Annotated in this window: 21 protein-coding genes; 9 read left to right on the top strand and 12 right to left on the bottom strand. The window is 40.9% G+C overall.

Annotated features, from left to right (window positions below; all coding sequences use genetic code 11):
* The 9 genes from CBG49_RS05000 to CBG49_RS05040 all read right to left on the bottom strand — a co-directional run bounded on the left by CBG49_RS05000 (nt 1) and on the right by CBG49_RS05040 (nt 9,657).
* Nucleotides 1-2,103 (bottom strand): glycoside hydrolase family 97 protein, encoded by a 2,103-nt coding sequence (locus CBG49_RS05000; protein WP_088593630.1) that lies wholly within the window; start codon nt 2,101-2,103, stop codon nt 1-3.
* Between the two features lie 19 nt (nt 2,104-2,122).
* On the bottom strand, nt 2,123-2,533 hold the full coding sequence (ruvX, locus tag CBG49_RS05005) for a Holliday junction resolvase RuvX (protein ID WP_088593631.1): 411 nt from the start codon (nt 2,531-2,533) through the stop codon (nt 2,123-2,125).
* Between the two features lie 2 nt (nt 2,534-2,535).
* Entirely contained in the window at nt 2,536-3,027 is a 492-nt protein-coding gene (locus CBG49_RS05010) for a hypothetical protein (RefSeq protein WP_227002961.1), read from the bottom strand.
* Nucleotides 2,987-3,418, bottom strand: coding sequence for a bactofilin family protein (locus CBG49_RS05015; RefSeq protein WP_002680142.1), 432 nt, complete (start codon nt 3,416-3,418; stop codon nt 2,987-2,989). Before CBG49_RS05015 ends, CBG49_RS05010 begins: the two co-directional genes overlap by 41 nt.
* Nucleotides 3,419-3,583: 165 nt before the next feature.
* Nucleotides 3,584-5,632, bottom strand: coding sequence for a peptide MFS transporter (locus CBG49_RS05020; RefSeq protein ID WP_088593632.1), 2,049 nt, complete (start codon nt 5,630-5,632; stop codon nt 3,584-3,586).
* A 15-nt stretch (nt 5,633-5,647) separates the two neighbouring features.
* A complete protein-coding gene (locus CBG49_RS05025; RefSeq protein ID WP_088593633.1) occupies nt 5,648-7,612 on the bottom strand; it encodes a putative porin in 1,965 nt (654 codons plus the stop codon).
* A gap of 81 nt (nt 7,613-7,693) precedes the next feature.
* The gene (locus CBG49_RS05030; RefSeq protein WP_088593634.1) at nt 7,694-8,917 is read right to left on the bottom strand and encodes an exonuclease SbcCD subunit D; all 1,224 of its coding nucleotides are present in this window, start codon (nt 8,915-8,917) and stop codon (nt 7,694-7,696) included.
* On the bottom strand, nt 8,914-9,369 hold the full coding sequence (locus tag CBG49_RS05035) for a PIN domain-containing protein (RefSeq protein WP_088593635.1): 456 nt from the start codon (nt 9,367-9,369) through the stop codon (nt 8,914-8,916). The genes CBG49_RS05030 and CBG49_RS05035 overlap by 4 nt, the downstream gene beginning before the upstream one ends.
* A 6-nt stretch (nt 9,370-9,375) precedes the next feature.
* Complete coding sequence (locus CBG49_RS05040; RefSeq protein ID WP_088593636.1) at nt 9,376-9,657, bottom strand: hypothetical protein; 282 nt, start codon at nt 9,655-9,657, stop codon at nt 9,376-9,378.
* 141 nt (nt 9,658-9,798) lie between these two features.
* Between CBG49_RS05040 and CBG49_RS05045 the strand changes: the two genes are divergently transcribed.
* On the top strand, nt 9,799-10,959 hold the full coding sequence (locus tag CBG49_RS05045) for a THUMP domain-containing class I SAM-dependent RNA methyltransferase (protein WP_088593637.1): 1,161 nt from the start codon (nt 9,799-9,801) through the stop codon (nt 10,957-10,959).
* Between the two features lie 88 nt (nt 10,960-11,047).
* Here CBG49_RS05045 and CBG49_RS05050 read toward each other — a convergent pair whose 3' ends face one another.
* Complete coding sequence (locus tag CBG49_RS05050) at nt 11,048-12,625, bottom strand: NADP-dependent glyceraldehyde-3-phosphate dehydrogenase (RefSeq protein WP_009414130.1); 1,578 nt, start codon at nt 12,623-12,625, stop codon at nt 11,048-11,050.
* 50 nt (nt 12,626-12,675) lie between these two features.
* Nucleotides 12,676-12,852: a CAL67264 family membrane protein gene (locus CBG49_RS15850; protein ID WP_009414129.1), complete on the bottom strand. Its 177-nt coding sequence runs from the start codon at nt 12,850-12,852 to the stop codon at nt 12,676-12,678.
* Between the two features lie 496 nt (nt 12,853-13,348).
* Here CBG49_RS15850 and murD point away from each other — a divergent pair, with 496 nt between their 5' ends.
* From murD to CBG49_RS05095, 8 genes are all read left to right on the top strand, one after another.
* Nucleotides 13,349-14,692, top strand: a complete 1,344-nt coding sequence (gene murD, locus CBG49_RS05060; RefSeq protein WP_088593638.1) for a UDP-N-acetylmuramoyl-L-alanine--D-glutamate ligase — start codon at nt 13,349-13,351, stop codon at nt 14,690-14,692.
* Between the two features lie 14 nt (nt 14,693-14,706).
* A complete protein-coding gene (locus tag CBG49_RS05065) occupies nt 14,707-15,936 on the top strand; it encodes an FtsW/RodA/SpoVE family cell cycle protein (protein ID WP_088593639.1) in 1,230 nt (409 codons plus the stop codon).
* A 35-nt stretch (nt 15,937-15,971) separates the two neighbouring features.
* Complete coding sequence (hemH, locus tag CBG49_RS05070; protein ID WP_088593640.1) at nt 15,972-17,006, top strand: ferrochelatase; 1,035 nt, start codon at nt 15,972-15,974, stop codon at nt 17,004-17,006.
* A gap of 5 nt (nt 17,007-17,011) precedes the next feature.
* Nucleotides 17,012-17,686 (top strand): (d)CMP kinase, encoded by a 675-nt coding sequence (gene cmk, locus CBG49_RS05075; protein ID WP_088593641.1) that lies wholly within the window; start codon nt 17,012-17,014, stop codon nt 17,684-17,686.
* Nucleotides 17,687-17,770: 84 nt separating this feature from the next.
* Nucleotides 17,771-18,904, top strand: coding sequence for a biotin synthase BioB (bioB, locus tag CBG49_RS05080; protein ID WP_009417015.1), 1,134 nt, complete (start codon nt 17,771-17,773; stop codon nt 18,902-18,904).
* A 48-nt stretch (nt 18,905-18,952) separates the two neighbouring features.
* Nucleotides 18,953-19,180 carry a DUF3820 family protein gene (locus CBG49_RS05085; protein ID WP_009414122.1) on the top strand — a complete coding sequence of 76 codons (228 nt, stop codon included), beginning with the start codon at nt 18,953-18,955 and terminating at the stop codon, nt 19,178-19,180.
* On the top strand, nt 19,161-19,670 hold the full coding sequence (locus CBG49_RS05090) for a gamma carbonic anhydrase family protein (protein ID WP_009414121.1): 510 nt from the start codon (nt 19,161-19,163) through the stop codon (nt 19,668-19,670). Before CBG49_RS05085 ends, CBG49_RS05090 begins: the two co-directional genes overlap by 20 nt.
* A gap of 83 nt (nt 19,671-19,753) precedes the next feature.
* Nucleotides 19,754-20,275, top strand: coding sequence for a porin family protein (locus CBG49_RS05095; protein ID WP_088593642.1), 522 nt, complete (start codon nt 19,754-19,756; stop codon nt 20,273-20,275).
* 95 nt (nt 20,276-20,370) lie between these two features.
* Here CBG49_RS05095 and CBG49_RS05100 read toward each other — a convergent pair whose 3' ends face one another.
* Nucleotides 20,371-21,648 carry a sensor histidine kinase gene (locus tag CBG49_RS05100; protein ID WP_088593643.1) on the bottom strand — a complete coding sequence of 426 codons (1,278 nt, stop codon included), beginning with the start codon at nt 21,646-21,648 and terminating at the stop codon, nt 20,371-20,373.

Consider the following 21,648-nt stretch of genomic DNA (forward strand, 5'->3'; position numbering starts at 1 on the left):
TCACTTGATACTTATAGCCAAGCCACCACTGGGGGCAAGGCGTTGTTTGAGTTTGGTTTTTTGAGTTACTTTCATTGTTTTGATGGAGTAACTATTGGGATTGGTACGCCAATCGGCATTTTTACCGTCGGTGTAGAGGATAGCGGTATAGGTTTTTCCTTTGGGTAGAAAACTGAAATCAACGAGAGCTTCACGGGCGTTTTCATCGGTGATAGCGCCTACAAACCACTCGTTTTTACCTTTGGCTTTACGGGCAATGGTGATGTAATCGCCGGGTTCGGCTTCTAAAATGTAAGTATTATCCCAGTCGGCTACTACATCTTTGATAAATTGGAAAGCATCGAGGTGTTTTTCGTAGTTCTCGGGCAAGTCGGCTGCCATTTGCAACGGACTGTACATTGTTACGTAAAGCGCCAACTGCTTCACAAGGGTAGTACTACGTTTGGCTTTGTTGTTGCCATATCGGCTCAAATCGCCTTCAAAAATACCAGGGGTATAGTCCATAGCGCCACCCATCAAGCGGGTAAAGGGGAGGATAGTAGTATGTTCGGGGCGATTGCCGTTGAACGACTCAAATTCGGTACCGCGTGCACTCTCTTGGGCTACCCAGTTAGGGTAAGTACGGCTCATACCGGTAGGTCGCACCGCCTCGTGAGAATTGACCATTATGCGGTACTTAGCAGCGGTTTCGGCTACATAGTTGTAGTGGTTTACCATCCATTGTCCGTCGTGGTATTCGCTGCGCGGAATGATAGGTCCAACATAACCTGTTTTCACGGCGTCGTAACCATTGTCGTTCATAAAGCGGAAAGCCTCGTGCAGGTGTCGTTCGTAATCAACTACTGAGGAGGTAGTTTCGTGGTGCATAATTAGTTTTACTCCTTTGGAAGCGGCGTATTGGTGTAGTGCTTTCACATCAAAATCGGGGTAAGCTTTGGTAAAGCTGTAGATGCGCTCTTTGTCGTAAGCATAATTATCTTCCCAACCCTCGTTCCAACCTTCCACAAGAACGGCATCAAAACCGTGTTGAGCGGCAAAATCGATGTATTGTTTTACGTGCTCGGTATTAGCACCGTGATGTCCGTTAGGTTTTAGTTTTGTATAATCGGTAACGCCAATGGTAATATCGCGGTCATCGGAGTAAGCCCACGTACTACCGCCTCCTATGAAATACTCCCACCAAACGCCTATGTATTTAGTAGGGTGAATCCAAGAAGTATCGGCAATTTTACAGGGTTCGTTGAGGTTGAGGATAAGGTTAGAAGCCAAAATATCACGGGCATCATCGCTTACTACTATCGTACGCCACGGCGTTACGCTACCTGTTTGAATATAGCCTTTTACCCCATTCTTATCGGGGACTAAATGAGCTGATAACTGATGTTTGGTAGCACTGACGTTGAGCATCATCGCAGGGTAATTCACCAAAGCAGCTTCGTGCAGATTGATGTACAATCCATCATTTGATTTGAGCATCAAAGGCGTTTGTACAGCTACATTGGGAGTAGGTGCTTTGGCAGCCAAAGGCTCTTCGCGCACTTTGTCGATAAGTTTAGGAATTTCTGAAATAGCAGAAGTGGTAATAGGAAACTCGTTTGTATCGTAGTCAGCGGGAATCCAAAAAGCCTTGTGGTTACCCGAAAGTTGGAAAGTAGTAAGCTCTTCTTGAATTCTAAAGTGACGAAAGTTAGCTTGCACTGGAAATTCATAACGGAAACCTAAACCATCGTTGAACAAGCGAAACCGCAAGTACAATTGTCGTCCGTTGTTTTTCTGAGTGAGACGGACGAACATTTCTTTGTGATGGTCGCGTATTTCTTTGTTTTCGCCCAATACGGGTTGCCATACACTATTAGCTTCAGCAAATTGAACATCTGTGATTTCAAAATTGCTGTTGAAATCCTCCTTTTGGTTGATTACAAACCCCAGAGCACTCTCGCTGATGACTGTTTTGCCTTTGAAAGTTAAGGCATACATAGGCGTACCTTTTTCAGTAAGCTGAAATGAGAGTTTGAGGTTCCCGTTAGGAGATGAAAGAGTTTGCGCAAAAAGAAGAGGCGCAACACACAACATACATACAATAGTGATAATAAACTTTTTCATTGGTTAAATATTTTTGTTATTATTTCTTACCTGATAAAAATTCTTGTAAGATAATGGTAGCACTTATTTCATCGATGAGCGCCTTATTTTGGCGTTGTTTTTTTTTTAGTCCGCTATCAATCATCGTTTGGAAAGCGAGTTTAGAGGTAAAGCGCTCGTCTTGGCGATGTATAGAGATTGTAGGGAATTCTTTTTGTAATTGTGTTATAAACTGCTGAATGTGAGTTTCTACGCTGGAATCCTCGTTGTTGAGTCGTTTAGGTTGCCCAATCACAAAGGCTTCTACGGCTTCCTCGGTAGTGTATTGTTTTAGGAAAGCGAGTAGGGTAGGGGTTTCTACTGTGCAAAGCCCCGAAGCGATAATTTGCAGGGGGTCGGTTACAGCAATACCTGTGCGTTTGGTTCCGTAGTCTATAGCTAAAATGCGCATAATTAATTTGTTGATTTGTCAATTTGTCGACTTGCTGATTTCACCAATCGAATGGCAATAACTGTTTCTAAGGCTATAAAATAGAAAGTAGGTAAGGCTATAAAAAGTAGTTCGTATAGGGGTTGAGAGTTTGTGAGTTTTTCTAAAGGTAAACAGAAGAGAATCACAGCTATAAGTCGCAGTACAAAGCCCGCTACAAAGGCAAAGGCAGTGTATTGGGGGCGTTTTAGGTGTACCATAAGAATGATGATAAACACTAAAACTGAAATGCCACAATGAAAAAGCAATAACTTATCTAATGAATAGAACAAGCTAACACCTTGTGATTCTATACTATAGTTGTAGCAGCTGTACAAAGTACCAGTACCTATTGCCCAACCTGCCAAATACCAAAAACTACAAATGGCTATACGCATAGCCATTTGTAGTTTTGCTTGTGAGGAGTTACTCTGCTTATTTATTGACTTTTTCAAGGGGTTGAGGTTTGTTGTCATTTACAAAAGATTTAGCCCCTTTCATTGTACAAGTTACGTTGAATACAGCACCTGGTTCGATAGCAAGTTTATCGACGTGTACTTCACCTTCTACCACAGCGGTTGATTTTAAGCTGAGTACACTACTTACTTTTAGGGTACCAGTTACTTTGCCTTCGATATCGGCGTTTTCGCAAATCACAGTGCCTTTAATTACACCGGTTCTGCCTATCACCAATTTACCAGAAGTTTCAAAAGTACCTTCTACTTCTCCATCAATTCTAAAATCGGATTTAGAGTGGATTTCTCCTTTGAATTTTGTTTCCGCTACGATGCGGTTGCTGCTTCCTAATGTATTGTCTGCTGCCATAATGTTTCTATTATCTCTTTCTTTGTTGTTAAATATAGCCATTGTATTTCGTTTTACAAATACAGAGACAAAGGTATAATAATTTTTTTGAAACTACAAATTTTTAATATTGTTTTATTTTGTTATATTCTGTAAAGTATTATTTTATAGAATGTTATGTGATAAAAAACTTTGGTAAATTTTATATTGAAACCTGACGCCTAATTCCTATTTCACTCCGTGCATCAGTTTTTTCACAAATGGATTGATGAGGATGATGAGCACTCCTGCTACGGCAGGCACGATGGTGAATATCAAGAAAAAGGTAGAGAGGCTATATTCTTTGGTGATATTCTCTATTTGTCCGCCCACCACAGCTGCTAATTTATGGCCAATAGCGACGGCAAGGTACCATACGCCAAACATAAAGGCAATCATTCGAGCAGGAACGAGCTTAGAGACGTACGAAAGTCCCACAGGGGAAAGGCAGAGTTCTCCCATTGTGTTGAACATATAGGCAAATACGAGCCATAGCATACTCACTTTTATCCCTTGGGTAACGCCATACGCCCCAATAGCTAACAAGCCGAACCCAATGGAGAGCATCAGTAATCCGAGTCCGTATTTTACGGCTGCAGGAGGGTTGAAACGGCTATCCCACCAACGAGAGAATATGCTTGCTAAAGCAATGATAAAAAAGGAGTTCAGTATAGAAAACCACGAAGTAGTAGCCTCTACCCAGTTGTCGCGTTCTTCTTTTACTTGAGCGACGATGAGTCCGTTATCGGTATTGAGAGTTGTGCCGCGTTGTTTAGCCCATTGTACTTTTTCGGTATCGGCATAGGCGAAGGAAGTATTCTTGTTGTTCTTGCTGAGTAGTTTGATTTCTTGCCCTACGTTTAGACGAGCATCGGTTACACCTATAATGGTGGTGCGCTCAACGATTTTCAGTTCGGGGTGGGCGTTGCGGTTTTCCTCTGTAATAGGTATATAGGTGGTGTGGTTATCAGCATCTACTTGTTCGTAGGCTTTATACGCCACACTATAAGCTGTGGTTTTGAAATCGCGGTTGAGCATCCACACGGCGATACCCCACACGAGAGTGAAGCACACCAAGAGCACAATTACTGCGGGGAATATCTTTTTGTACGTTTTCTTTATCAGCAGGAAAAGCACATAGGTGATGAGCAATAGCGGAATTACGGTGAGTAGTGCATTAAAAATGTTGTAAATTGTTGCCCAATTGCCGTGCAATTCACGCTCTACATTGTCGCGGGCGAAAATTACTAATGAGGAAGCTCCTTGCTCGAAAGCGAGCCAGAAGAAGACTACAAAGAAACCAAAGATAACCACGGTGAGCATACGGTCGCGCACTATGGGAGTGTAACGTACGATACGACTGCCTATCAGGTAAAAGAAGGCGATGACCCCTATAATTACCATCACGTATTGCCCTTTAAGTGCGGGCATTGAAGCCCACGCAAAGAGGTCGATGTTCCATATTTTGGAAAGAGGGTCGTTGAGGGCATAGCCAATTCCTATGATTGCCGCGAGGGCTATAAGGATTTTATCAACGGTAGTGAATGGGTTGCGTTTATCTTCCTCGTTGTGTGTTATTTCTTGTGGGGTATCAGTTGTAGTTTGCGGTTTGCTGCCTATATCACCAAAAAGCGGTTTGGCAAACCAAAACTGTATGGTACCTAAAAGCATAAAGACTCCCGCTAAACCGAAGCCCCAATTCCAGCCAATGCGTTCAGCTAAGTAGCCACAGAGCATCATCCCGAAAAAAGCACCCGAGTTTACCCCCATATAGAAAATCGTATAAGCAGCGTCTTTCTTTTCAGGGAGATCTTTGTACATCTGAGAGACGAAAGATACCATATTAGGTTTGAAAAAACCTGTGCCGATAATCAAGAGGGTGAGACCTAAGTAGAGTGAAAATTCAGTCTCAAAAGCCATCGATACGTGTCCTAAGGTGATAATTACTGCTCCTATGATTACAGCCCAGCGGTAGCCGGTAATTTTATCGGCAATCATACCGCCTAAGATAGGAGTAAGGTAGAGGAGCATCACATAAGTACCGAAGAGTGCCCCAGCATTTTCGGTGCTCCACGCCCAACCAGGATTGTAGCCTATGAGGGTCATTGTGAGGAAATTGATGAGAAGTACGCGCATCCCGTAGAAGGAGAAGCGTTCCCACATCTCAGTAAAGAAGAGCACGAATAGCCCCGCAGGGTGTCCTAATACTTGTGTGTCGAAAATTGTCTTTTTTGTCATAAAACTTGTTACCTATTAACTGAAGATATCCCACTTGATGCCTAACCTGATAATAAAATCTCTGTACGGCTGGCGTGGAGCTGAATAGTAGTTGTAAGGATTTCCCATTTTTAGCCAATTGCTCACGGGCACCTGCCATTGTTCTAAGGAGAAGAAAATACGCATTGTGCGTACTTTGGCGTTGAAGAAGAAATCAAACATCGGGAAACTACCTGTTTTTTCGGTTGTTTGTACCGCAAATTCTCCTAATAATGGGTTGTACTGATTGGCGTAGTATTTCGTAAAATAATTGAAACCTATACCCGTTTGTAAGTACATTGCCTTGTTGAACAAGTGTGAAGCGAAGTAAAAACTATTGCGGGTTACGAAAGTAGGCACATTGAGGATGTCACTATCTTGCACTACTTGTTGGTAGAGCATTGTATTATCCAATCCCCATTTGCCAAATTTGAACTCTTTTTGTACTTTTAGTTGCAAATATTGAATGTTACCACTGTACTGCTCAGGGCGTACTTGTCCTAAAGTTTCTACTTGAAAATAAGTGTAATCGTTGAGGTTGGTGAGACTTAGTGAAGCATTTCCCCATTGAGTTTTCAAATCGCCATAGAGCGTTTGGGTATTCTGTTTTTTAAACGATGAATAATTGTCCCAATTAAACTGTTTGTAGTCGCTTTGGTAGAGCAAATAGTTGAAATTAGGCATAGCCGAATGTAATTCAGCACCAGCAGTAATACTGTTCTTATCGTTGAAAGCATAAGCGAGTTTGCCGCTGAGTTTAGTACCCGTCATTTTGCCTATAAAGGTTTGTTCTCCTTCAGCTTCTATGCTAAAACCGCCTACTTTTTTGTGCCATTGTATCCCTAAACTCAGGTCGGTATCCTTGATTTGGTGGCGTTGTAACACCCCCGATACGAAGTAAGCATTTTGGAAGTAATAGTTATAGAAATAAGCATTCCCAAAGAGGAAAGTTCTGCCCAAATACGGCAATTCAAGTTCAGCCCCTGCGCGGTTGGTCATTCGTTGCAAGCGTGCTTTGTCGTGTAAGTTTTTGGGTACGTATGCTTCTCCAAAATAATTGCTACTTTGAGTTTCGTCATAAGTATAGAACTCAGTTTCGTAATTAAACAAATGGCGGAAGCGTATTTGCTTGTATGAAGCTAACGAATCGCGGTTGCGCAAAAAAGCGTAGTCGTGTTGCAAAAAATAGCGTTTGCTCTCGCGAGAATTCTCGACATAGAGCAATTGCACATCTATGGTTGCTCGATTTTTAAACTGCTGTTCACCGCCTTCAAACTGCTCAGGCGTTACAATGCCTCCATTCTCCTGACTGGTGATATCGTGAGAGGCAAAATGCGCAAAAGCGGTGTATTTTTTGTTAGGTGATACGTACGAAAATCCTGCCCTAAAATTGCCATTGCTCACTAATATACGTTGATATTTACCGAGCGAACGCAAACCTTTGTAGGCGATGAAGAAATTGAAATTTGGCTGTAAGTTTATGGAAAATAGGGTGTTTAGAAACTGACCTTGCTCCATACCGCTTTTGTAAGTGAACTCGGTAAGGGGGGTAGGCAAATGGTAGTAAGTAATCTCCTCGGGGGTGAGGTAGAGTTGTTTTTTAGCTTCAGCTCCCATTGAAGGTACATAATCCTGACGGCGGAAATCGTAAGCCATAGTGTTATAAGGTTGCCCCATATTAGAGAAAGGCATCTTGCCAAACATATCCTTGCCCCATTCGTTGTTCAGGTAATACTTTTGCATAGAAAGGGTAGTATCCACCGAAGTTGTATCGCGGGTATAGGTGATGATTTTGTAGTCGAGAGCGGTGAAAGTGATGCTGTCTTTCTTCTTTTTAGGGCGCAGTGATTTGAAGGTTACGCCCCCCTCTTTGCCATTAGGAGTTCCCTCCTCTTCTTGAGCAAAAGAGAGTAAAGGAAATAGTGCCCCAATGAAGAAATATATAAAGTGTTTCAAGGTCATTCTTTTCTATTTGGGGGCAAAGATACAAAAAACAATTAATAATTGATAATTAACGATTAACAATTAATGATTTTTCACTTTTCATTCTTCACTTTCCACTAACCCCATTGCCTCTTCAAACAAGGGTTTGTAAAAATCGGGTAGAGGTTCGTGGTATTTGTTTTCGTATACGCGCTGTAATACCTCATAAGGCTGTAAGTCGTTGAGGGTGAGTTCGCTTTGTAAAACTGTTTGTTGAGTTTTGTTTTGTTGCTGGTAGCGCACATCAATACGCGCTAAGCGCACGTGCTTGTTAGCAATAGTTTTTAGAATGCTATTTTTCAGTTCGGGAGCGGGCTCTTTGAGCAGTACTTTCACTTCTAAATAAGGCGCTGCACTCTCACTTGTTGCTTCGGGTAAAGCTGTGAGAAGATGTAAAACCTCCTCAGGAGGAAGTGCGCGCTCAGGAATACTGAGCAAAGGGATGTGGATAGGTAGAGGAATAGGTTTGATACCTTGTACTTGTCCGTTTTCTATAGAAAAAGTTACAACTTGGTGGGTATAGTGTTTTTCAGAAAATGAAAGAGGGATAGGACTTCCTGCATAACGTATATGTGTATCGCCCAAGGCTTGTGCTTTGTGAATATGCCCTAAAGCAATATATTGGAGTGCTTTTGGAAAACTTGAGGGAGATATACTCTCCATTCCCCCAATGATAGGACGTTCGGCAGTATCTTCTTCGCTGAGTTCAGCCCCCGAGGCGTGTAAGTGTCCCATAGCAATCAGCGGTTTACCGTTGGCAATAGCCAAAGCTCTTTCGGTAATTTCTTGGTAAAAAGTGGCAATTCCCTTACCGTAATCCGAAAAATCATCAGTTTTAGGTGTATCGCCTAAACGCAGAAAAGGCACAGCAAGACAGTAAGCTACAATCTCGCCTTTGCTGTAAAGTGGAAGGATAAGAGCATCGTAGTCAATTTCGTGAATTTCGTTTCGCTTGATGTGTCCTATTAAGTGCACTTGAGTATTTTCTAAAAGAGGCTGAGGCATTTCAAGCCGCACGGGAGAATCGTGATTACCTGCAATAGCAATAATTTGTAAGTGGGGGAAACGTTCGGTAGCTTGGTGTAAGAAGTGATAGAATTGTTTAGTAGCAGCTACCGAAGGGTTAGCAGTATCGAACACATCACCACTGATAAGGAGTACCTCAATAGCTTCAGTTTCCAGTAGTTGTAGGAGAGTGTTTAGGAAAAATTGCTGCTCTTCGTAACGGTCGTATTGGTAGAATGTTTGTCCTAAATGCCAATCGGCAGTATGTAGAAAGTTCATTGTTTCTTTTTGTAGAGGTGTTTACTTAATTCTTCAATAGAAATAAAGAAATGTCCATACCCTTTTTCAGTAAGTCTATTTCTTAGAAAATTGTCCATCGTCCAGATTTTGTGTTTAATCTCTAAATGTAGAGCTATAAAAGGATAATCATTGTAGTCGATATCTTTAGTTATCTCTTCAGCTTTCAAAATAAGATCTTTACTAACTTCTTTTTTTATATTCACAATAGTGATACCTTCTAATAATTGTTTAAATTCAGCCAATAATTGTTTCTTAGTCTTATTATTTTTGAGACGAGGTACAATATCTGTTATATGTTCAGTAACTTCTTTGATAAGGTAGTCAGGTGCTATGTATTGTATTTTTTTTCTCTCTGCTAAAATATTAGCTACAAAACCATTAGGAGAGATTAAAGCACTCATAAAAATATTACTGTCGGCAATGATAATCATAGTTTTCTAACCTTTGTAAGGTATATTAAAGTCTTTACACATTCTTTTAGCAATGCCGCGATTAACCTTTTTAGAAATAATCATAGTAAAAGCATAGTCTTCAGGAGTCATTTGGTATTCTTCAGCGGCTGCTATAATTTCCTCTGGAGTCATTTTTGTTGCTTTAGAGGCTTCTAATACTTCCTCAGAAAAAATAGGGGTAACCTCTGCAAAATCAAAGGTTTTGATGTAGTTTACAAGGTTTTGAGCTTGTACACTGTTGCTATTGATAGTGATAGTGTAACACATAATATTCCATATTTTTGGCAAAGATACTACATAATTAGCTAATTAGCAAATTTGCCAATTCAAAAAAAAGTATTACATTTGTCGCCTGAAAATAATTGTTGATGAGCAATCGGCAATTGTTAGTTGAACATTACCAGCAATATGGAAAAAAATTATAAAATGGTAGCCAAAACTTTCTTCGGTTTTGAAGATATATTGGCTGACGAACTTCGCAATTTAGGTGCTATGCACGTAACTAAAGGTGTGCGCAGCGTGCAATTTGAAGGCGATAAAGGTTTTATGTACAAAGCAAACCTCTGTTTGCGCACCGCCCTAAAAATCCTCAAACCTATCCACTCTTTCTACATCCACAACGAAAAAGAGTATTACCAAAAACTTTACGACTTCAACTGGCAAGAAGTTTTGGATCTTAGCCAAACTTTTGCTGTAACAGCTACCCTGCAAACCGAGATATTCAACCATACACAATACGTCGCTCTCAAAGCTAAAGATGCTATCGCCGATGCTTTCCGCAACACTACAGGGCGTCGCCCCAGTGTAGATGTGCTCCACCCCGATGTGGCAATTCACATTCATATCCAGCGCAATGAGGTGATTGTATCGCTTGATAGTTCAGGCACTTCTCTCCATCAACGCGGTTACCGTACAGCTACTAATATAGCGCCTATCAACGAGGTATTAGCGGCAGGCATACTGATAATGAGCGGTTGGCAAGGGCAATGTGACTTCCTCGACCCTATGTGTGGTAGTGGTACTTTCCTTATTGAGGCAGCGATGATTGCTTGTAATATCCCTGCAAATGTACACCGCAAAGAATTTGCTTTTGAACGTTGGAAAGATTTTGATGAGAACCTCTTCAATCTTATTTTTGGTAGTTGTATCAAAAAAATACGTGAGTTTCACTATCAAATTGTAGGCTATGACAAGGCGCCTTCGGCAGTAGCCAAAGCAAAAGATAACCTCGCAAATGCCGACCTTGGTGACTATATTCAAGTATTCCAAAAGGACTTTTTTACAACCGAAAAAGAAGATAAACAAAAACCCTTGCATATAGTGTTCAATCCGCCTTACAACGAGCGCTTGCAAGCTGATACTGAACAGTTGTACTCTTCTATAGGCAACACTCTCAAACGCAATTACCCCAATACCGAAGCGTGGTTTATCACCGCTAATTTAGAGGGAATGAAATATGTAGGTTTGCGACCCACCCGCAAAATTAAACTTTTCAACGGTAAATTAGAAAGCCGATTGTTACAGTATAAAATGTATGAAGGAAGCAAAAAAACAATGAATAAAGAATAATTAACAATTGATAATTAACAAAAAAAAGCTGTCTCAAAAGACAGCTTTTTTGTTATATCACTAATTTCTAATTTCTAATTTCTAATTCCTAAAGAATATAATCTGTATTGATGAAGTTAGACGCACCAGTACGCAATAAATTCTCTACTATCTTGTCGTTGTAATCGTTGTTTTGGAACGATACAAAGGTACGGATAGAGAATGAGCGCAAGGCATCGTGTACGCTTAATGTACCCACAGCCGAGTCTTTTCTACCAGTGAACGGGAATACATCTGGACCTCGCTGACATAAACTGTTCAAATTCACGCGGCAAAGCATATTCACTAACATATCAATTAGTGGGGAAAGCTCGTGAGGGTCTTCTCCAAACAAACTGATTTGTTGTCCGTATTTAGAATCCGAAATCTCATCAATAATCTCATTGATGTTAGAGAAAGGTTTTACAGGTACAAGTGGGCCAAATTGCTCCTCATTGTACACTCTCATATCCTTAGAAACAGGATAGAGTACTGCTGGGAAGATAAAATTATCCGTGCGTTCACCGCCTTTTTTGTTCTGAATGGTAGCCCCTTTAGCAAGCGCATCATCTATGAGTTCTTGTAAGAAAGCAGGTTTTTCTACCTCGGGTAGGGGAGTGAGGGCTACTTTCTCTTCCCACGGATTACCGAATTTAAGGGCATCTACTTTTTCAGCAAAACGCTTCAAAAACTCATCTTTTATTTTAGCGTGTACATAAAGAATTTTCAATGCTGTACAACGCTGTCCGTTAAACGATAAGGCTCCTTTTACACATTCGTCTACTGCTAAATCTAAGTTAGCATCGGGGAGGATGACTCCTGGGTTTTTAGCTTCCAAGCCAAAAACAAGGCGCAAACGGTTTTTCTTAGGGTGCTGGTCTTGTAGTGCAATAGCTGTTTTGCTGTTGCCTATAAGCGCCAATACATCCACTTTGCCACTTTGCATAATAGGCGGAGCTACTGTGCGACCGCGCCCATAGAGAATGTTGATTACCCCACGAGGAAAAGAATTTTGGAAAGCTTCTAACAGAGGCGTGAAAAGTAATACCCCGTGTTTAGCAGGCTTGAAAATAACGGTATTACCCATAATAAGAGCGGGAATGATAAGCGCAAAAGTCTCATTTAGTGGGTAGTTGTAAGGACCTAAACAGAGCACAACTCCTAATGGGCCACGACGAATAAGAGCATACACCCCATCACGGCGTACAAATTTAGACGATTCGTTGTCAAGTTCCTTATAAGCGTTGATAGTGTCATAGATGTATTCTACCGTACGGTCAAACTCTTTGCGAGAGTCATCTAAATTTTTACCAATTTCCCACATCATCAGTTTTACCACCTCATCGCGTTGTTTTTCCATCTGTTTTACAAACTTGAGCATAGCGCTGATGCGGTCTTTCACTTTCATTGTAGGCCATAAACCTTTGCCCTTGTTATAAGCCTCAGTAGCCGAATGTAAAGCTTCTAAAGCATCGCTTTCACCCAGCGAAGGTACACTGCCTAAGAGAGTGTGTGCATACTTTTCAGTAGATGAAATAGTGGAATAAATATCAGTGAACTCACCTTTCCACTCACGGAGTTCGCCATCAATGAGATAAGTCTCTTGGCGAAACGGTTTTACTTGAAATTGTTCTGGAATCATATTCATTTGTCGATTTGTAAATTTGCCAATTTGCTCATTGACAAATTAGCTAATTATTACACTCTTCCTTTAAGGGCATTGAACACCCACGCAATAGCGAAGAAACCAATGCCTACAGCTCCAAAGCCAAAGCCTGCAACTTCGTTGTATTTAAAAGCTCCCAAGGCGATAAGCCCTAAGCCTACTACAATCATTATAAGGGTTGCCCACCCCAAAACTGTATTCTTATTCATAGTATGATATTCTATTATGTTGGTTACAAAACGCAAAGATACAGATAATTAGTAAACCAACAAAAAAATATTCAAACAACACACGGCGTTTGTATTTAAAACAATAACTTATATGTCTTGGAAATAAAGGCTATAATAGTAAGAAATATTAGATATTTTTTCAGAAAAAGTTCCAAAATCGTATTTATGTCCTATACTTTGGCAAAGTATCACACTTTACTAAAGTTGATTATTCTGATAATCAATCATTTTTCAGACTATGTTGTGTAGGAAAGCCAGCGATAGCTGGGTATGTGCTGCAAACGCCCTTAAAGAAAAAAACTTTTTCAGATAAACTCCGAATAGAAGTAAATTTCCAAATTTGCTAATTTCCAAATTTGCTAATTTCCAAATTTGCTAATTTCCAAATTTGCTAATTTCCAAATTTGCTAATTGACAAATTATTCTTACCTTTGCCCCAAAATAATAGTACTCCTTAGTATTAAAGGATTTAAGAATGAAACGCTTAGTAATATTAGGCGGTGGTGAGAGCGGTGTAGGTACCGCAATTTTGGGTAAACAAAAAGGTTGGGAGGTATTCCTTTCCGATAAAAATTCCCTTAAACCTCACTATCGCGAAACCCTCACTAACAAGGGAATAGAATGGGAAGAAGGTACCCACACCGAAGAGAAAATCCTCTCTGCCGATGTGATTATGAAAAGCCCTGGCATCCCCGATAAAGCCCCTATCGTGAAAAAAGCTCGCGAAAAAGGTATCCGCATTATCTCGGAAATTGAATTTGCCAGTGAGTATACACATAGTCTCATTGTGGGCATCACCGGCAGTAATGGTAAAACCACCACTACCTTGCTCACTCATCACATCTTTAAAGAAGCAGGTTTGCAAGTAGGCTTAGGCGGCAATATAGGCTATAGCTTTGCCGAATTGGTAGCTACCGAAAATCCACCCTATTATGTACTTGAAATTAGTAGCTTTCAGTTGGATGGCATTGAGCATTTCGCCCCTCATATCGCAATACTGCTCAACATCACCCCCGACCATTTAGATCGCTACGACTACAAGTTCGAGAACTATATCGCCTCTAAATTCCGCATCGCGATGAATCAAACCGAAAACGATTACCTCATCTACGATGCCGATGACCCAGTGATTGAAGAATGGTTACAACACCATACCCTAAAAGCTAAACTCATACCCTTTTCCATAGAAAAAGAACTCCCCTACGGAGCTTTCCTAAAAGATAACAAAATACACATTATGTTAGAAAATCAAACTGCTGAAACTACTGAAATCGATGTAGAAGAAATCAGCTTGCGTGGTAAACACAATATCAAAAACACAATGGCTGCAAGTGTAGCAGCCCGCTTGGTAAATATTCGCAACAACTCTTTACGCGACAGCCTCAAAGGATTTAAAGGTGCCGACCACCGCCTCGAAGAAGTAAAAGTGGTAGACGGCGTTACTTATGTAAACGACTCTAAAGCAACCAATGTAAACTCAGTGTATTTTGCCCTCGATACGATTAAAACCCCTATCGTATGGATAGTAGGCGGTCAAGACAAAGGCAACGACTACAACGCCTTGCTACCCTATGTACACGAAAAAGTAAAAGCTATCGTGTGCTTAGGCGTTGATAACGAACCTATCTTGCGCTCTTTTAGCAATAGCGGAAAAGAAATGATAGAAACCCAATCTATGGACGAAGCCGTGAGAATCGCCAAAAAGTTTGCTGCCGAAGGCGATACCGTACTGCTTTCTCCAGCTTGTGCAAGTTTTGATTTATTCAAAAGCTACGAAGATCGTGGCGACCAATTTAAAGCAGCTGTAGCTCGCTTGTAATCTCTGTTTAGGTGATGCAAGAATGGCTCTCTACACACATCAAAGGAGACCGAGGACTATGGGTAACTATCCTGCTCTTCACACTCGCTTCCCTCCCAGCAGTCTATAGCACTAGTACAAACTTGGTGTATGTTGTTGGGAAAGGAACAACTATAGGCTATCTCGTCAAACATTTAGTTTTTGTTGCAGGAGGTTATACAATTCTTTATTTGGTACACAAGCGCCCTTATGCTCAATTTCGCGTTTGGTCAAAATTACTACTTCCAGTTGTGGTGCTTCTCTTGCTTATCACACTCCTCAAAGGAACTACTATCGAAGGTGCTAACGCCAGCCGTTGGCTCAGTGTCTGGGGAATTTCATTTCAGCCTTCAGCACTCGCTTTAGTCGTTCTTATGGCTTATGTAGCTTCCTATTTAGCTAAGAATTACGGCAAAAAACTCACCTTCAGAGAAACTTTCTTACCCCTATGGGTACCGGTAGGACTCATCTCAGGCTTGATTATGATATCTAACCTCTCTACCGCCGTACTCATACTCACTTCGGTGGTAATTCTATCGTTCTTAGGTAAATTCCCAATGAAACACATACTCTCGGCTATGCTTATAGCTATTGCTTTTATGGGAGTTTTCTTCTTGTTTGTAAAAGCTTTCCCCGAAGTAATGCCTAATAGGGTCGATACTTGGATGAGCCGTATCGAATCCTTTACCGCTGGTGACGACGAAAAAGAAGGCTACCAAATTGAACGCTCTAAAATGGCTATAGCCAAAGGAATAGGGTTAGGTCAAGGACCTGGCAAAAGCACAATGAAAAACTTCCTCCCTCAAAGCTCCTCCGACTTTATCTTTGCCATCATCACCGAAGAATGGGGAACTGTAGGAGCTATATTCATAATGTTACTCTACATACTATTGCTCGTTCGCATTGTAGCAATTTCACTCAAAGCACCCACCCTATACGGTCAGTTGTTAGTGTTAGGCTTAGGCATCCCTATACTCCTGCAAGCAGTTATCAATATGGGAGTAGCAGTAGAACTCTTCCCAGTTACAGGGCAAAACCTCCCACTTATCAGTAGTGGAGGAACTTCATTTTTAGTAACTTGTATAGCTTTAGGATGCATACTTTCCGTAAGTGCTCAAAAACGTAAAGACGGCAAAATGGAAAAAGACAAAACTGAAGCCGATATAGAAGAAGAACTCGCCGAAAGCGCTCTCCGCCAAATGAAGAAAAACACTAATGATGAATAAACATTTTCACTTTTAACTTTTTCACTAACTAAAAAATGTCTAAAAAAGGAGTATTACTCGTAAATGTAGGGTCGCCTGATTCCCCTGCTGTAAAGGATATCAAGCGATACCTAAGAGAATTTTTAATGGACGAACGTATAATTGATTTGCCTTATCTATTGCGTTACACTTTGGTGAATGGCATCATCCTCAATACACGTCCGCCAAAAACAAGCAAAGCTTATCAAAAAATATGGTGGAACGAAGGTTCTCCCCTTATTGTGATTACAAAACGACTCACTGAAAAAATACAACAACAAGTCTCAGTACCTGTGGTAATGGCTATGCGCTATGGCAACCCCAATATAGCCAGCGGCCTCCAACAATTGTACGACCAAGGAGTAGACGAGGTGCTTTTGATGCCCCTTTACCCTCAGTATGCAATGGCTACCACTCAAACTATTGAGGTATTCGCTCAGCAATTGGTAAAAAAGCAATTCCCAAAAATGAAACTTATAAAATTCCCTGCTTTCTTTCATCGCTCCGAGTATATAGAAGCATTAGCCGAAGTAACCCGCAAATACTTAGAAAACAACCCTTGCGACCATCTGCTGTTCTCTTATCACGGAGTGCCCGAACGCCATTTGCGCAAAGTTACCCCTACACCTGCCCACAAAAATATATTGGAAGGCACAACTTGTTGTGACCCTTATAGTGAGGAAGGAAAATATTGTTACCGAAGTCATTGTTTTGAAACTACACGTTTGTTAGTAGAAAAATTAGGCTTGCAAAAAGGAACTTATTCACAATCATTCCAATCGCGTTTAGGCAACGATAAGTGGATAACCCCCTTTACTGCCGATAAAATAGCCCAACTCGCTCAACAAGGCGTGAAAAAATTAGCGGTTATTACCCCAGCTTTTGTTACCGATTGTGTAGAAACACTCGAAGAAATTGAAATGGCTGGAGGCAAAACTTTCCGCGAAAATGGCGGAGAAGAATTCAAAATGGTTCCCTGTCTCAACGACTCCAATTTGTGGGTACACGCCCTTAGCAAATGGATTAACGAATACCTAACACCTAACATCTAACAAAAATGAGTATTATTATTGCCATTGATGGCTATTCCTCAACAGGAAAGAGTACTACTGCCAAAGCCGTAGCCAAAGCGTTGGGCTACGTCTATATCGATACAGGTGCGATGTATCGCGCCGTTACCTATTTAGCCTTAGAAAAAGGCTATGCCTCTACCTCAGGAATTGATGTAAAATCCCTGATGAAATCCCTGCGAAAGTCGGAAATAAAGTTCGTATACAACCCTGAGTTGGGATTTTCTGAAATTTATTTAGACGGTAAAAATATCGAAAACGAAATACGCGGTATTGAAATAGCCAATTGGGTGAGCGAAGTTGCCAAACAACCTGAAGTCCGCACTTACTTAGTAGACTTACAACGCAAAATGGGTAAAGACAAAGGTATTGTAATGGACGGACGCGATATAGGTACAACGGTATTTCCGAATGCTGAACTTAAAATATTTATGACCGCTAGCGAACAGGTGCGCGCCCAGCGCCGTTATAAAGAGTTACAAGCCAAAGGCGATAAAGCATCGTTCGACGAAGTGCTTGCCAATATCCAGCACCGCGACCATATCGATACCACCCGCAAGGAGTCACCTCTTAAAAAAGCCGATGATGCCATAGTTATCGATAATACCAATCTTACTATAGAGGAACAAGTACAAAAAATCTTAGCAATGGTTAAAAGTTAATATGGCTTTACACACTTTCGTAATTCGTAATTTGTCATTCGTAATTAATTTACTACCTTTGCCCCCGAAATAAACAAAAGAAATATGTGCGAAAATCAACATACGTGTGGCTGTAGCAATGCCGAAACTCGTCATAATTGGACGAAAGAAGAAATAATGGCTATTTACAATAAACCCCTAATGGAGTTGCTCTACGAAGCCGCTACCGTGCACCGTAAATATCACGACCCTAACTCGGTACAAGTCTCTACACTACTCTCTATTAAAACCGGAGGTTGCTCCGAAGACTGTGCTTACTGTCCGCAATCAGCGCGTTACGAAACCGAAGTAAAGATAGAAAACGCCGATATGATGAGTGTTACTCACGTAAAAGCCCAAGCCCTTCGTGCTAAATCAGCAGGAGCTTCACGTGTGTGTATGGGGGCAGCGTGGCGTAACGTAAAAGATGGTCCCGAATTTGAACAGGTGCTCGAAATGGTGCGCACTATCAATAAGCTGGATATGGAAGTGTGCTGTACACTCGGTATGCTTACCGAAAATCAAGCCAAACGTTTGGCGGAAGCAGGCTTGTATGCTTACAATCACAACCTCGATACGTCAGAAGAATACTACAAAGAAATCATTTCTACCCGTAGTTATGACGACCGCCTCAAAACGATTGACAACGTGCGCAAAACCAATATCACTGTGTGCAGTGGAGGGATTATTGGTATGGGTGAATCACTCGAAGACCGCGCTGGAATGCTCGTAGCGCTTTCTACGCTCAATCCACAACCCGAGTCGGTGCCTATCAATGCCTTAGTGCCCGTAGAAGGAACGCCTTTGGAAGACTGTGAGCCCGTAGATATCTTCGAGATGGTGCGTATGGTAGCTACCGCGCGTATCGTGATGCCACAATCGCAAGTGCGCCTTTCCGCAGGTCGTACCCAAATGAGCCAAGAAGGACAAGCTCTCTGTTTCTTTGCGGGAGCCAACTCTATCTTCGCAGGCGATAAGCTCCTCACCACTCCTAACCCCGATATCAATGAGGATATGCAAATGCTCGGCGTACTTGGTATGCGTATTCAGAAACCTTTTGAAACGCATCCACAGCCTCAAACGGTAGAAGCAGAAGATTCTCAATATCACTCCTTAGGTGAAAACCCTAAATGGACGCGCCCTAACCATAAAATAGAGCGCAACGAAGAAAAGAGAAAAATGGTTAAAATAGCACATTAGTAAATCTGCTAATTTGCTAATTATCTAATTTCCAAATTTTCTAATTCTATGTCTCCCGAAATTCTCAAAGAAATCATCACTACTCCTATGCCTTATGGCAAGTACAAGGGTACTATGATTGCTGATTTGCCTTCCTATTACCTCGAGTGGTTTAGCACTCAAGGATTCCCCAAAGGAAAATTAGGAATGCTATTAGCTACTACTTTCGAGATAAAAACTAATGGTCTACAAGAGATAATCGATAAACTAAAAGAATATGTTAGTCAAGAAAGTTAACGGAAAGCAACCTACCTTTGGGGAAGGTTGCTTTTTTGCTGAAAATGCTACCCTTACCGGTGATGTGCACTTAGGCGACCGCTGTACCGTGTGGTATAATGCGGTTATTCGTGGCGATGTAAACACTATTTGCATAGGTGATGACACCAATATTCAAGATGGTGTAGTGATTCACGCTACCTATCAAACACACCCCACAACCATTGGCAATCGCGTGTCCATAGGGCATAACGCTATTGTACACGGTTGTACTATCGAAGATGATGTGCTTATAGGTATGGGAAGTATCGTAATGGACGGATGTGTAGTAGAAAGCCATAGCATTGTAGCTGCTGGAGCCGTAGTACCTCCTAATACCCATATAGAAAAAGGGAGCCTTTATGCTGGCGTTCCTGCTAAGAAAATCAAAGAAGTAACCGAAGAACAACGTGCTCTTATTGAGCGTACCGCCACCAATTACCCCAAATACGCCAGCTGGATAGACAACTAATTTTATAGATTTGACAATCTACAAATTTGCTAATTAACAAATTATTCGTATCTTTGCCATTATTTTTTAAACTAAGAATATCGATGAAAAAAATTATTGTAGCTGCAATGCTTGTGTTTTTCTCAGTAAAAACATTCGCGCAAGACCGTCAACATCAAGTAAATTTAAACATCTTGAACGCCATTTGGTTAGCATCAGTTGAAGTAGGTTATGAACACTTTATAGCCGATAACCAATCTATCGAAGGTGAATTGTTTTTCAACGACCGCTTTTCAGTGATTCCTAAAGGTAGTGGGAAATTTAATGCTACTAGTATAAAAGTAGGCTATAACTACTATTTTGAAGAAGATGGAGGTACAGGTCTCTATATCAATCCCTTTATAAAACAACGTTTTGGTAATTATAAATACGACGATGGTTCCAAAACAAAGTTAGATAGCTTTATCTTAGGAATTGGTGTAGGTTACCAATGGAACTATGAAGATACCTTTGTTGTAGCTCCTTATGCGAATATTGCTCGCAACTTCGGTAAAGGCGTAAACGACGACAAAAAATTCTGGGCAATCGAACCTAATTTTGGTATCAAAATAGGTTATAGATTCTAATCACACAATTGCTAATGAACAATTGGTAATAACAATCAAAAAACAGGTAATAAACACTATTACCTGTTTTTTATGCTCTTAACCCCTGAAACCTATCACCTGACCCCTGTCACCTGAAAACAGTGTTTTCCCTCCTCAAAAGTGTAATACACCTTTAAATGATAGCGCTCTGCAATCGATTTTACTATAGCTAAACCCAAACCCGTTGAAGTAGCATCCTGCTCTCCCTTGTGGAAACGTTGGAAAATCTTAGAAGGGTCTAAGCGCATTATATCTTTGGCAGTATTTTTTACTTGAAAACGATTCTCTTCTATCAATATTTGTATATTGCCTCCCTTTTCAGTATATTTTATAGCATTGCGCAATAAGTTTGAAACGAGTACCCTTGCTAAATCAGGATTCATCTCTACTTGAAAATCACTTATTTCTTCTATGTTTACTTCCAATGATTTAAAGGCTATCAAATCACTCAAGTCTTCTATAATATCAGTAGTAAGAGTTTGAAATGAAATATATTCTGCTTGCTTGTATTGTTGATTTTCTATACGAGTGAGCATCAGTAGCGACTTGTTTAGGTGGGTCATTCGCATCAACGATTGTTTTACCTCACTCAGTTGCACCAATTGCTTCTCAGTCAGCGACGAATCATTGCTGAGCAGTTCCAATTTGTTGAGTGTGATAGCCAAGGGCGTTTGTAGTTCGTGTGAAGCATTCTCAATAAACACCTTTTGTTCCTCAAACATCACCTCATTACGCTGCCACATCTGTTGGATGTTGTCGTGCAGTATGTTGAACTCTATAACCTCAGTAGTGATAGGTTGTAGAGTAGTTTTACTCCCCACCTCATATTGTCTAATTGCAGAGACAATTCCCTTAAAAGGCTTCCATATTTTGTTGATTACTAATAGATTGATAAGATACATCGAAAACACTAACACCACATAAAGCACCCCCAAGGCAACCGCCAAGTTGAATAATAGGTCATCTTTTTCCACTGTCGAAGTGCGTATCTCAAGCGTATAAGGGTTCATATCGCGGTCGTAAAACCCTGTTTTTAGCACCCTATAAGGCTCATCTTCATCGTCAAAAGGCATATAGAAAAATGCATTGCTAAGGATATTGCGGTCAGAAAAATCTTCTTGTGAAGGGTAGACCCTAAAATCCTCTATACCAAACTCATTCACTTGCAATAGTTCGGGGTGGCGGAGGATATTTTGGATAATAAGCGTCTTTTTATCCTTAAGTCCATCGTCTATATTGTCGTACACTTCATCTAAAATATAAGCGTAGAATACAACTGCCCACACCGCCAAAATCAGTAAAAAGGCAAGTGTAAGGTAGCGCAGAGTGTAGTTTTTCAATGATATTTTCAT

Origin of the sequence: Capnocytophaga endodontalis, from assembly GCF_002209445.1 — a bacterium.
In the GTDB taxonomy this organism is placed as follows: domain Bacteria; phylum Bacteroidota; class Bacteroidia; order Flavobacteriales; family Flavobacteriaceae; genus Capnocytophaga; species Capnocytophaga periodontitidis.

Bases quoted from the DNA above. Each gene is read 5' to 3' on its own strand.
- CBG49_RS05000 (WP_088593630.1), bottom strand. From the start codon at position 2,103: ATGAAAAAGTTTATTATCACTATTGTATGTATGTTGTGTGTTGCGCCT.
- ruvX (WP_088593631.1), bottom strand. From the start codon at position 2,533: ATGCGCATTTTAGCTATAGACTACGGAACCAAACGCACAGGTATTGCT.
- CBG49_RS05010 (WP_227002961.1), bottom strand. From the start codon at position 3,027: ATGACAACAAACCTCAACCCCTTGAAAAAGTCAATAAATAAGCAGAGT.
- CBG49_RS05015 (WP_002680142.1), bottom strand. From the start codon at position 3,418: ATGGCTATATTTAACAACAAAGAAAGAGATAATAGAAACATTATGGCA.
- CBG49_RS05020 (WP_088593632.1), bottom strand. From the start codon at position 5,632: ATGACAAAAAAGACAATTTTCGACACACAAGTATTAGGACACCCTGCG.
- CBG49_RS05025 (WP_088593633.1), bottom strand. From the start codon at position 7,612: ATGACCTTGAAACACTTTATATATTTCTTCATTGGGGCACTATTTCCT.
- CBG49_RS05030 (WP_088593634.1), bottom strand. From the start codon at position 8,917: ATGAACTTTCTACATACTGCCGATTGGCATTTAGGACAAACATTCTAC.
- CBG49_RS05035 (WP_088593635.1), bottom strand. From the start codon at position 9,369: ATGATTATCATTGCCGACAGTAATATTTTTATGAGTGCTTTAATCTCT.
- CBG49_RS05040 (WP_088593636.1), bottom strand. From the start codon at position 9,657: ATGTGTTACACTATCACTATCAATAGCAACAGTGTACAAGCTCAAAAC.
- CBG49_RS05045 (WP_088593637.1), top strand. From the start codon at position 9,799: ATGGAAAAAAATTATAAAATGGTAGCCAAAACTTTCTTCGGTTTTGAA.
- CBG49_RS05050 (WP_009414130.1), bottom strand. From the start codon at position 12,625: ATGAATATGATTCCAGAACAATTTCAAGTAAAACCGTTTCGCCAAGAG.
- CBG49_RS15850 (WP_009414129.1), bottom strand. From the start codon at position 12,852: ATGAATAAGAATACAGTTTTGGGGTGGGCAACCCTTATAATGATTGTA.
- murD (WP_088593638.1), top strand. From the start codon at position 13,349: ATGAAACGCTTAGTAATATTAGGCGGTGGTGAGAGCGGTGTAGGTACC.
- CBG49_RS05065 (WP_088593639.1), top strand. From the start codon at position 14,707: ATGCAAGAATGGCTCTCTACACACATCAAAGGAGACCGAGGACTATGG.
- hemH (WP_088593640.1), top strand. From the start codon at position 15,972: ATGTCTAAAAAAGGAGTATTACTCGTAAATGTAGGGTCGCCTGATTCC.
- cmk (WP_088593641.1), top strand. From the start codon at position 17,012: ATGAGTATTATTATTGCCATTGATGGCTATTCCTCAACAGGAAAGAGT.
- bioB (WP_009417015.1), top strand. From the start codon at position 17,771: ATGTGCGAAAATCAACATACGTGTGGCTGTAGCAATGCCGAAACTCGT.
- CBG49_RS05085 (WP_009414122.1), top strand. From the start codon at position 18,953: ATGTCTCCCGAAATTCTCAAAGAAATCATCACTACTCCTATGCCTTAT.
- CBG49_RS05090 (WP_009414121.1), top strand. From the start codon at position 19,161: ATGTTAGTCAAGAAAGTTAACGGAAAGCAACCTACCTTTGGGGAAGGT.
- CBG49_RS05095 (WP_088593642.1), top strand. From the start codon at position 19,754: ATGAAAAAAATTATTGTAGCTGCAATGCTTGTGTTTTTCTCAGTAAAA.
- CBG49_RS05100 (WP_088593643.1), bottom strand. From the start codon at position 21,648: ATGAAAATATCATTGAAAAACTACACTCTGCGCTACCTTACACTTGCC.